This is a genomic window from Flavobacterium sp. MFBS3-15 (assembly GCF_026107645.2).
Taxonomy (GTDB): domain Bacteria; phylum Bacteroidota; class Bacteroidia; order Flavobacteriales; family Flavobacteriaceae; genus Flavobacterium.
This window is the reverse complement of the sequence record NZ_JAPCHV010000022.1, coordinates 15,471-27,374: the sequence shown is the minus strand read 5'-3', so window position 1 is coordinate 27,374 and position 11,904 is coordinate 15,471. Positions and strand designations below refer to the sequence as shown.

General features: G+C 47.3%; 3 protein-coding genes. All 3 read right to left on the bottom strand.

Translation table 11 applies throughout. From position 1 onward, the window contains the following. Positions 1–18: 18 nt before the first annotated feature. Positions 19–1,224 carry a sensor histidine kinase gene (locus OGH69_RS16555; RefSeq protein ID WP_265175606.1) on the bottom strand — a complete coding sequence of 402 codons (1,206 nt, stop codon included), beginning with the start codon at positions 1,222–1,224 and terminating at the stop codon, positions 19–21. A gap of 231 nt (positions 1,225–1,455) precedes the next feature. Then, entirely contained in the window at positions 1,456–2,442 is a 987-nt protein-coding gene (locus OGH69_RS16550; protein WP_265175605.1) for a PorP/SprF family type IX secretion system membrane protein, read from the bottom strand. An 11-nt stretch (positions 2,443–2,453) separates the two neighbouring features. Further along, a complete protein-coding gene (locus tag OGH69_RS16545) occupies positions 2,454–10,997 on the bottom strand; it encodes a PKD-like domain-containing protein (RefSeq protein ID WP_265175604.1) in 8,544 nt (2,847 codons plus the stop codon). Positions 10,998–11,904: the final 907 nt, after the last annotated feature.

The following is an 11,904-nucleotide window of genomic DNA, read 5'->3' as shown; positions in this document are numbered from 1 at the left end:
TTTTTCTGTTTTGGTTATTTATATTGGTAGCACCATTATAAAGCAGGAGCCTTTGCCCGGCTCGCTTTTGGCTGTAATAATGCCATTATGCCTTTCAATTATCTTTTTTGCTATCGCGAGGCCTATGCCGGTACCGTCATAAGCGCTACGGTCATTAAGGCTTTGGAATATTATGAATATCTTATCAAGAAACTTTTCGTCGAAACCTATGCCGTTGTCACGAACCATAATTCTTGTAAATGCACCATCAGGCGAAACAGGGCTGTCAAAATCTTTTATTTCAACTGTCTCAGCCCATATCTCTATTACCGGTGGCACATCCGCTTTGGCAAATTTCAATGAGTTGCTTACCAGATTCTGGAATACCTGCCGCATTTGGCTGCCCACACATTCCAGCACAGGCATGGGGCCTATGTTTACGGTTGCGCCTTTTTGCTCAATCATGTAGTCAAAATCCGAGACAACCTCATGTAAAACCACACTTAGACTGGTTTTTGTAGCCGACACATTAGCCGAAAGCCTTGAGTAGTCGAGCAGGTCGGTAATAAGTGCCGACATCCTCTCAGCTGACTTGATGGTACGACGAACATAATCCAGGGCAGTAGGGTCCTCAATAAGGTATTTCTCGCGTATGATCTTTATGAAGAGTTCAATTTTCCTGATAGGCTCCTTGAGGTCGTGCGATACAACCCAGGAAAATTGCTGAAGCTCGTGATTCCGCATTTCCAGCTCTTCGTTCTTTTCTACAAGCTCACTGGTTCGCTCGGCCACCTTAAGTTCCAGGTTTCCCTGTGCTTCTTTGCGTATTTCAATTTCCTTTGCCAGCAGGTCACGTATATCTTTTAGTTCCTTTTTCTGTTCGTAAAGCTTCAGGAATGTTTTCACTTTTAATATCAAAAGGTCCGGATCTACAGGCTTGGTTACATAATCCACCCCTCCGGTCTCATAGCCCTTTGATATGAATTTTTTCTGCTTATTCACCGCCGAAAGGAATATTACCGGAATGTCCTTTGTCCTGTTACTGCCTGACAGCGCTTCGGCTACTTCAAAGCCATCCATTCCCGGCATCTGCACATCAAGGATAATGAGAGAATAATCTGACTTAAGTATCTTCAACAAGGCTTCCTCGCCTGATTCCGCGGCATCAGCGACCAGACCATGGAGCTCCAGTATTTTTTGAAGGGCAATTATGTTAGCCCTTATGTCGTCAACGATTAATATCATAATGTGTGGGCGGCGATACGGGGGAAAGATGCAACGCTTGCCCGGGTTTTAGTTAGATGCAACAAAAAAGAAGCCGCAAGCTGCGGCTGTTTCAAAATTAACAATTTAAATGTTAAAGAGTTGTTAATAAAACGTATGGATTTATAACAATCATTTCATCCACTTCTCCTTATCAAGCATATAAATATCATGAACGATTATGCATTAGTGTAATAAAGCAGGCATTTATTGCTAATAATCGGGACACCCGAAACAATCAGCCTCCAAATCAAACTGGTAGCTTATGGAAAACTCATGTATGCCACCCGTTCTGCCAATGCCTGACGTATTGAAGTCATAAGAATATCCAAACTTAAAGTGCTCATATTGCAATCCGCCATAAAGGTTAAGCGAAGTCAGCATATGGCTTTCAGAACTGTTCCCGGAAGGATTGGTAGCCGCTATGGCCCCTATCATCACTTTATCAAAAATAAAGCCCAGGCCGGCATCCAGCCTGTTATATTCAGCCTGCTTCATGAAATTGGAAAAGAAAAGCATCTTCGTATTATGCGGAAGAAATGAGGTACTAAAGGTGTCGGACAATCTCATTTCATAACCCGCATTGATTGCCATGAACATATCAAGCGGTATATTGCCTGCCTGTGTAAACGAAATATTCGGCTTGTTAAGGTGCTTTAGCGAAAGGCCCAACCATAGCTTTTCATTGTGTACCACCATACCTGCAGATATATCCATGAAATTTACCTTATTATTGGCCGCAAGCGGGTCGATGCTCGTAGGGTCAATTGTACCCGATCCAATGTTTAGTTGGTCTTCAAGCACAAGATTCTGGAAGCCATACGACTTGGTACCCCATCCTGCCTCTATCGCCGGAATAAAATACCAATCATTATCAAGCTGCACCTTGTAGGAATAGCTTCCGTTTATCTGCGTAAGGCTATAATCAGTAAATGATTCACGCTGGCTCAGTACATTGAGCCCAAAACCACTATTCATACTGGGTGACCAGGTATTAAGATAGGCATAGTCCGTATTTATCTTTAGCTGGTTATCGGGCCACTGCGAGCGATGCAGCACTCCTACTGTCGTGGTTTCCATAAAGCCGGTATAGCCTGGGTTTATGGCCTGCGGCGCCATAAAGAATTGTGTAAATATGGGATCCTGCGCGTTGGCCGTTATACCCAGAAATGTTGCGATAATCGCTATTTTTAGTTTCATTGTAAATTCCATTATTTAATTAAGGCAAACGGCCCTTCATAATTCACCAACTGTCCGTAGAAGGTTTCGGCAGTAATACGATACACATAGTTCCCATTTTCGGCAGGAACACCTTTTATCATGCCGTTCCACCCCTGTATCACGTCGCCTTTTTCATAGTATATCATCGATCCCCAAGTGTCGTATACAGCAAGCTCAATACTCTTAAGCCCTTTGAATACTGCCGCAAAAGTATCATTTGTACCATCGGCATTCGGAGTAAAGGCATTCGGAATCATAACATCATAGCCCTTGCCTACATTGATGACCATGACTTTTTTGTCGACGCAACCATATGGATAAGTAACCGTCTGCACTACAGTATAAACCCCTTCCCGAACATAAGTGTGCTGAGGGTTTTCCTCATCCGATACGCTGCCATCACCAAAGTTCCATGATACACCGGTATAATCGCCTGTTGAGGTATTGGTAAACTGTATCGGGTCGAATATCGAATACACGTCAAATGTGGTATGGGCATACGATTCTATATAAAAATCAGCCTCACCAAGTTGCTGGGTGTTTACCTCAAATGTAAAGTTGGTCGTACAGCCCATTGCATCAGTAGCAGTTACGATGTAAGTACCGTTCACATTGGTAGTCATCATCTGGCCGTTTCCAGCGCTTACAGTGCCGGCACTCCAGGTGTAGTTAAACGGTGGCACACCACCCGAAGCTGTTGCAATATTGGTTTGGGTTACGGTATGCGCATCGCAATTGAACTGCACATTCTGGTTGACAGTAAGCGACAGCGCATCCGGCCTTGTTACAGCATACTGCAAGGTTTTGCTGCATCCATTGGCATCAGTTACTGTCACCGCATAATTGCCCGATGTCAGCCCGGTCAGATCCTCTGTGCTCGCACCGTTAGACCATGCAAAAGTGTATGGTGGAACTCCGCCGGCAGGGTGCAGGTTTATTGCGCCGCTTTGGGCATCGTCACATACAATAGCATGGGTCACGTTGGCACCAATGTTTAGGGCCAATGGTTCAACAATGGTAAAGGTGCGCACAATCTGGCATGGCGTCCCGTCAAAAATGGTGGCTATGTATGTACCCGGCCCCAGGTTGTTGCGTGTTGTACCCGCTGTAGAGCCATCACTCCAGGTCATGGTAACCGGGGCCTGTCCTCCTACAAGGTTTAAAGCAATGCTGCCATCATTGGCACCATTGCAGGTAATTTGGGTTACCACCGGGTTTACTGTAAATATCGGTGCTTCGTTGATGACTACCGTTATTTGCTTCTGGCATCCGGAATCATCGGTAACAGTTATCACATAGTTACCCGCAGCGAGGTTATCCTGAAAGGTACCTGTAGCCAGGTTGTTCCATTCGGCTACATAAGGTGCGTCGCCGCCCGTAATGTTCAGGGTTATTGTCGCATCATTGGCACCATAACAGCTTATAGGCGTAGTTGCTGGTGTTATGATGATTTCCGGCTGCTGTGTCACCACGACAACAAGCGTACGGGTACATCCTGAATCATCAGTTATAGTCAGGTTATAGGTGCCTGCTCCAATATTGTTAAGGTCTTCAGTAGTTGCGAGGAAGCTGTTAGGGCCCGTCCAGGCAAAGGAGTATCCGCCTGAGACCGAGGTAACACCTCCGGAAACCGTAACATCTATTGAGCCGGTGGCAGCGCCAAAGCAAAGTACATTCACATGGGTTTCGGTAACTGTAATGGCTGCAGGTTGGTTCAGTGTATAGGTTTGTACCGCCAGCGCACAGTTATTACTATCTTTCATGGTAAGAGTGTAGGTGCCAACAGCAAGGTTGGCCACATCCTGCGTCGCGGCAACAAAGCCATTTGGCCCCGTCCATTGATAACTGTATGTACCTGTGCCACCCGATGGCGTGACATTGATGCTTCCAGATGTACCTCCAAAGCAGGCTATTTCAAAGCCATTAAAGTCCGATACTACGCTGTTTAAGGCCAGTGGCAGCGGTTCTGTTATGGTATAGGTTTGAGTCACGGTACAAAGGCCGGTGGCATCGGTAATGGTTACAGCATAGTTGCCCGGTGGAAGTGAGTTAATGTCCTGGGTAGTGGCCGCAAAACCGTTTGGCCCGGCCCACAGGTAATTATAGGCAGGAGTACCCCCAGCTACAGTAAGGTCAATACTGCCGTTGTTGGCGCCGTTACAGCTTATGCTGAAACCGTTGAAGTCAGATACCACCGCATTGCTTATTGCCAGTGGCGCAACAGGCTGTGTAATGGCGACACCGTTGATGAACTTGATAGTTCCGTTAGCATCTGTCACCCGTATGTTATAGTTTCCTGCCGGCAGGTTATCAAACACGTAATTTTCGGCCATGATATTCAGCACTTCTTCTATAATCGTCCCGTTTGGCAGGAGTATGGCATAATCAAAAGGCCCTACCGAAACTTCGGTAATTTCAACTTCGATAACACCTGTGCTTTCACCAGAGCAATTTACGTTCACATGGCTGCCTGCAACTTCCGCTATAACCAGTGGCAGCGGTTCTACCATCTGGAATTGCAATACCACATCAGCGCAAAGGCCGTCACTTACGGTTACCGTATAGTTACCCTGACCAAGGTTAGAGATATCCTGTGTTGTAGCGGCAAATCCTCCGGATCCGCTCCAGTTATAAGTATAAGTTCCAGAGCCTCCGGCGGGCGTAAGATCTATCGAGCCGTCAGTACCTCCTGCCACGCTTATTTCAAATCCATTATAATCTGAAACTACCGATGTCACTGTAAATGCAGGACTAACCGTCACGACAACATTAAAAGGTGCGCCCGCACAGTTGCCATCCGGCGATACGGGAGTAACCACATAAGTTGCAGTCTGCATTACACCCGATGGGTTTACCAATGTCCCTGTCACCAGCGTTTGGCCGTTTCCGGCAGCGCCGCCGGTTATGCCCCCTGTTACGGTTGGTGCATTCCAATTGTAAACTGTACCTGCAGGAAGTAAAGAAGCATTGCCCGCAGGGTTGACAGAGAATGTGCCGCCTGTACATATTGTTTGCGCGGCATTGCCTATAACCGCAGTTGGGTTTACGATTACCGTTATCTGGAACGGTACGCCTGTACAGCCATTAGCCGATGGTGTAACCATATAGTTTGCAGTTACCGGAGATACTGTTGTATTAACAAGTGTCTGGCTAAACGACGGCTGCGGTGCAGGCTGCGCTGTCCCACCTGTAAAGCCTGTGCCGGTTGGCGCTGTCCATGTAAATGTTGTGCCTGCCGGAATATTGTTCGATCCGCCATCCGGAGGAGTAACCGTAACCGTACCGCCACTGCATATCGCTTCGGCGATTGGTGCCCCTACAAACGGTACCGGATTCACCACTATGGTATAGATTGCCAACGGCCCGGGACATGCCGAAGCATCCGACGTGGCAGCCACAGCAGTATAAGTCACCGTTATAGGGCTGCTGGTAGCATTTGTCAGCGTTTGTGCCGGAATGGTATTGGTGCCACTTGTCGCCACACCTGTAAGCCCTGCAGGCTGTACAGCCGTCCAGCTTATGGATGCCCCCACCGTAGCGCTGGAAAGCGTCACAGACGTACTTGCAGTACCCGAACATATGGACTGCGAAGCTTGTGAAAAGCTCACTGTTGGTGCCGGGTTTACTGTTATGGTAAATGTCTTGGCCGCACCCGGACAGCCGGCATAAACAGGAGTAACCGTAATGGTTGCTGTAACCGGTGCTGTACCGCTGTTTACAGCAATAAAAGGTGGTATATTGCCAACACCATTTGTTGCCAGCCCTATTGAAGGCGTGTTGTTAGTCCAGCTGTAAACCGTACCACCGGTAGCGCCAGTAAAGGTTATTGCATCGGTTGGCGAACCGCCGCAAAGCGTTTGTGCAGCTATATCATCTACAGTAGGCACAGGGTTGACGGTTACTATAATCTCAAAGGTTTCGCCTGCACAGTTACCCGATGTTGGCGTTACTGTATAAGTAGCTGTCGCCACATCGCTTGTTGTGTTGTTCAATGCCTGTGAAATGGCAGTTTGTGGTGAATTCTGAGCCGTGCCTCCTGTTATGGATCCCGCCGGGTTTATTGCCGGTATGGTCCATGTATAGGTTGTATTCGCAGGAATGCTGTTTCCACCTCCATCTGTTGGTATTACACTAAAAGATGCGCCGCTACAGATGGTTACCGTTTGTGAAGCGTCGACGTATGGTTTTGGATTAACAGTAATGGTAATTACAAATGCATCACCTGCACATACACCTTCAGGCGATACTATGTTTACAGTATAGGTTGCGGTTTGGGCTATGTTGGTTGGGTTCACAAGAGTGCCGCCGATAGATGTTTCGCCTGTTCCTGCCGTACCGCCCGTAATGCCTCCCGTTACTGTAGGAGCGCTCCAACTGTAGGTTATACCGGCAGGTACAATTGCACCTGCAACCGTTTCCGGATTTATTGTAAAGGCCTGCCCACTGCATATAGTTTGTGTTATGGCAGGAATTTGAGGTTCCGGTTTTACCGTTAGTTCCAAAGTGAACGCTGTGCCGGGGCACCCATTAGAAACAGGAGTCACTGTATAGGTTGCCGTCACAGAAGCGTTAGTTGTATTGATCAATGTCTGCATTACCTCATTCTGGGGAACAGCCTGCGATGTAGCTCCCGTAAACCCGGTACCTGTGGGCAATGTCCAGGTATATTTAGTTCCTGTAGGTATGGTGTTACCTCCTCCGTCAGCGGGAGCAAAACTCATCGCTTCATTATTACATACCTCTGTTGCTTGTGGGGAGTTTATTTGCGGAAGCTCATTTATAGTAATCCGGGCTGTATCCGAGGTGATAACAAGGCATCCTCCGGAAGTGAAACTGATGGTAGCAAAATAGTACAATGTACCGGCATCTGCGCCGGAGGGCTGATAAGTAGCCGATTGTGCACCGGATATGAGTGTGGCAGCACCTGTGTCAGCATTATCTACAGTATTGGAATACCATTGGTACGATGCTGTACCGGTCCCGTTGGCGTAGGCTACAGAAAGCTGCGCAGGATTTTCGCCATGGCAAAGCGTTTCATCTTGGGGCTGGGCTGTGAACACCGGCGATTCTATAACCACTACCGCGGCTGTGCTACTGGTAACAGAACAGCCCGAAACAGGCGTGGTTACTACTACATAATAATATATGGTACCTACCGTCGCGGTAGATGGCGTATATGTAGAATTTGTCTGGCCGGTGAGCATAGTGCCCGTTGTAGTATTGTTTGCAGTGTTTGAATACCATTGGTATTGCGGCGTACCTGAACCACCCGATACTGCCACGCTAAGTACGGCAGGTGTGCTGCCCTCGCAAAGCGTTTGGGTTGCTAAAGGCTGTGTGTCTACAATTGGGTCTGCCACTACATTTACCTGTGCCACTTCGCTGGACAGCGTACCGCAGCCGCTTCCGCTAATGGTTATCACAGCGTAGTAGTAATAGGTGCCCACTGTTGCAAAAACAGGCGGGGCATAGGTTGCAGATGTTGCTGACGGGATAATGGTACCACCACTATTGGCATCTGTGCTGTTGCTGTACCATTGGTAGGAAACTGATCCAGTTCCTCCACTCGAGGCAACCGTAAAGGCAGGAACTGAACCTCCTGCGCATATTTCCTGTAATGCTGTTGGCTGTGTAGTTATGGTGGGCATTGGCACTACCTCTACTGCTGCCGTATTCGACTTTATCAGGCTGCATCCGCCCGATGAGAAGGTTATTTCTGCATAATAATAGGTTGTGCCTACAGCACTGGCCATTGGCTGGTAGCTTGCACTTGTGGCCGTTGCTATGGCAGTGCCGCCCGAGTTGCTGTTGGTGGCATTGCTGAACCATTGGTATGATGGAGTACCCGTTCCGTTAGCATAGGCCACATTAAGAAGTACCGGGGTACCGCCTAAACATACTGAACCTGAAGCGGGCTGCGTGGTTACATAAGGTGCTTCTACGGTAATTACCCTTGCAACAGCGCTGGTAACCGAACATCCCGAACCTTGGGCCGTAATTACTGCATAATAATAGACTGTACCTAAAGTAGCTGTAGATGGCTCATAGACAGAAGCAGTCTGTCCCGGCAGCAAAGTTCCTCCTGTATTGCTGTTTGTTGCATTGCTGTACCATTGGTAGGACAATGCTCCCACCCCACCCGATGCGGTCACTTCAAGATCAAGCGGTGTACCATTCTGGCAGGCGGTTTGGGTGGCAAGCGGTTGGGTGTCAACTACAGGGTCCGCCACAACATTTATCTGGGCTACTTCGCTTTCTACAGGATCACAGCCACCGGCACTAAGCGTTACTACCACATAATAGTAATAAGTTCCGGGAATGGCAAAAACAGGCGGAGTATAGGTAGCAGATGTAGCAGACGGAAGGAGTGTACCTCCGGAATTACTTGCCGTAGCATTGCTATACCATTGGTAGGATGCCATTCCCGATCCTCCTGTGTAGGCAACAGACAATGCGACTGACGATCCGCCAACACAAATCTCCTGTACCGGTTCGGGCTGAGTAGTTATAGATGGCGCAGGGTTTACCTCAACCGTTGCAACATTTGAAACGATGGCATTACAACCTCCTGAGGCAAATGTAAGTTCGGCATAATAATAAGTAATCCCTGCCGCTGTGGCTGATGGTTGATATGATGTGCCTGTGGCCGATGGTATGGCTGTTCCTCCAACAGTGCTGTTTGTAGTATTGGAATACCATTGATAGGCAGGCGTGCCAATACCGTTAGCATAAGAAACATTCAGCAATGCCGGAGTCCCTCCAACACACACCGAGCTCGAAACCGGCTGGGTGGTAATGGTTGGTGCAGGCATAACAATAACCTGGGCTATGTTGCTCGTTACGCTACAGCCCGGACCGGTTGCAGTAACCACTACATAGTAATAATAAGTGCCCGCTACTGAAGGTACAGGTGTAAAATTATCATTCACCTGGCCCGACACCGGTATACCTCCTGTTGTGCTGTTGATACTATTGCTATACCATTGATAGCTATACGTACCAATGCCTCCCGAAGCAGTAACAGTAAGTTCTGAAACCGGTGCGCCAAGGCATACTGTTTGCGTAGGAAGCGGCTGTACGTCAACTACCGGATCGGGTACAACAGTAACGGTAACCACATTGCTGTATTCAGTACAGAAAACATTATTGAGGCTGCTTGTTACCCTGCGGCGGAAATAAGTGGTTTGCGTTAACGGCCCTGAGCTATACGTTGGGTTTGGCGAACTGCTTATGTTATTCCAGTTACTGTTGTCGGTCGAACTTTGCCATTGGTAAGTAAGCGTTCCGGTCCCCGAGGCGGCAGTTACCTGGTTAAAGGCAACCGGGATGCCTCCCGGGCATATCTGCTGGTCAGCTGAAACCTCGCCCGGCTCTACATCATTAATTATAATTTCGACAAAGTTGGTAGTTTTAATGCACTCAAGGCCGTTAAGTGTGCTGATTACCTTTCGCCTGAACCAGGTGTTTTCTGTAAGCGGCGGCGAATCGTATATGGCATCTGTGGCACCCGGAATGTCTGTATAAGTACCGGTAGCGCCCGTTGTTGATACTTCCCATTGGTAGGTAATGGTTCCGGTTCCACTGGCTGCCCCGGAGGTAAAGGCTACCGGGTCGCCACCACTGCATATCGTTTGTCCATTACCTATAGAACCTTGGTTAATCGTATTTACATACACTGTAACCTGGCTCGTTTTCGGGCAGTTTTGGGAATCGCGCACCGTAAGGGTATATGTGGTGGTAACTGTGGGGCTGGCCACAGGATTGGCAATTGACGGGCTGCTAAGTCCCTGTGTAGGCGACCATTGGTAGGTATATCCCGGTACTCCCCCGGATGCCTGTCCATTAAGTTGCGTTGAAGTGCCATTGCAGATGGTAATATCATCACCCGCATCGGCGATAACTGTTGGCGATATGCTGAAGGTCTCGCTATCGCTCGTGCTCCCGCATTCGTTAGTCACTTCGACACTAAAAGTATGGCTGCCGGATGTAGTATAGATAACAGATGGCTGCGGATCTGTTGACGTTGAAGGTGTGCCACCGGGAAAACTCCACAGGTAAGTAAGCGGGTCGCCACCGCAGTTAGTGACATTAAGCTGTGGTGTAAAGGTTACCTGGTCGGCTCCGCATAGGTCAGCTATAGGGCTAATGTTAACTGTTGGCGGCTGCTTTACTATTACATTTTGTGTTGTAGCAACTGTGCCACAGCTGTTGGTTACGCGCAGGCGTATGGTATAGGTACCTGCATTGGGAAAATTAAATGACGGATTTTCGGAAGATGCTGTAGTGCCGTTTGTAAAATAATTATAATTGTTTGCCGGTGCCGTACCGCAATTGGTCGCATTATAGTTAATTACACTCCACTGATAAATTGGATCGCAACTACCCGAAACATTACTGGTATTAGTCGCTGTTGCTGCAAAAGGTGCACAGCCTGTAGTACTGCTAAGGGTAAATGAGGGTGCGGAAAGTGGTGCTTCTATGCAGATTGTTTTAACAACTTCATCATCAATATCGCATTTATTTCCAACGAGCATTTTTATCGTGTATGTACCCGGAACAGTAAATTTAACACATAACTCATCAGACCCAGAACTCCAACTTGAAGTGTCTGTCATATCAAAGGCAAAACCCATATTGCCGCTCATTAAAACATGACCCGTAGCAGGGATGATTGTCCACAAAATAGGCGCCCCTGTTGAGCATGATCCATTAGAGCTGTCAATACTATTTGAGTTTTCTGTGGTATTTGTAAAACAAACTGTTTCATTTACACATTCATTTTCTGTAGGTACTGAAAAGTCTCCCTCAGGCTTCGTTGAAATATAAATTGGAACTACTGAAACAACTGATTGTGAACATGGATTTCTTGCAACGATAGTCGCTGAAAAGGAATTTGGAAAATTCGGTAGATTTTCACCACATGAGGTATCTAAAAATCGGTGTGAAACCGATGCAGGCGGAGGGTGATTAAATACTTGTGGATTTGAAGGATCATCGCTAAATGTAACGGTGTAGGTCGTGCCTGGCGCATTGTTCGAGGTTCCAGTTATAGGAAATGTGAGCGTATCATCTGCGATATTCCCTGTTATACAAATATCTGTATTGCCTGGGTTTCCAAGTGCAACAGCAGGATTCGACCCAACGAAAACTTTATATTCTTTAGTCGCTGTACAGCCATTTTGCCCAGTAATAGTATAGGTCAATGTCCATAAACCAACTGCATAAGTGTGTTGAATAGTACCCGTGAAAGTTGCAGAATCATATGCCGTAGAATTGTCACCCCAATCAATATGATAATGTGTATTAGTTGGTTGAGTTGTAGACAAATTACCAAAACTAAGTGGAGATGGGGCATTCTGACATACACGAAAAGTTGTTATGCTATTGAAAACAGTTGACCCTGTACCAAACAAATTAGTATTAGGTACCTGATTGACTGTT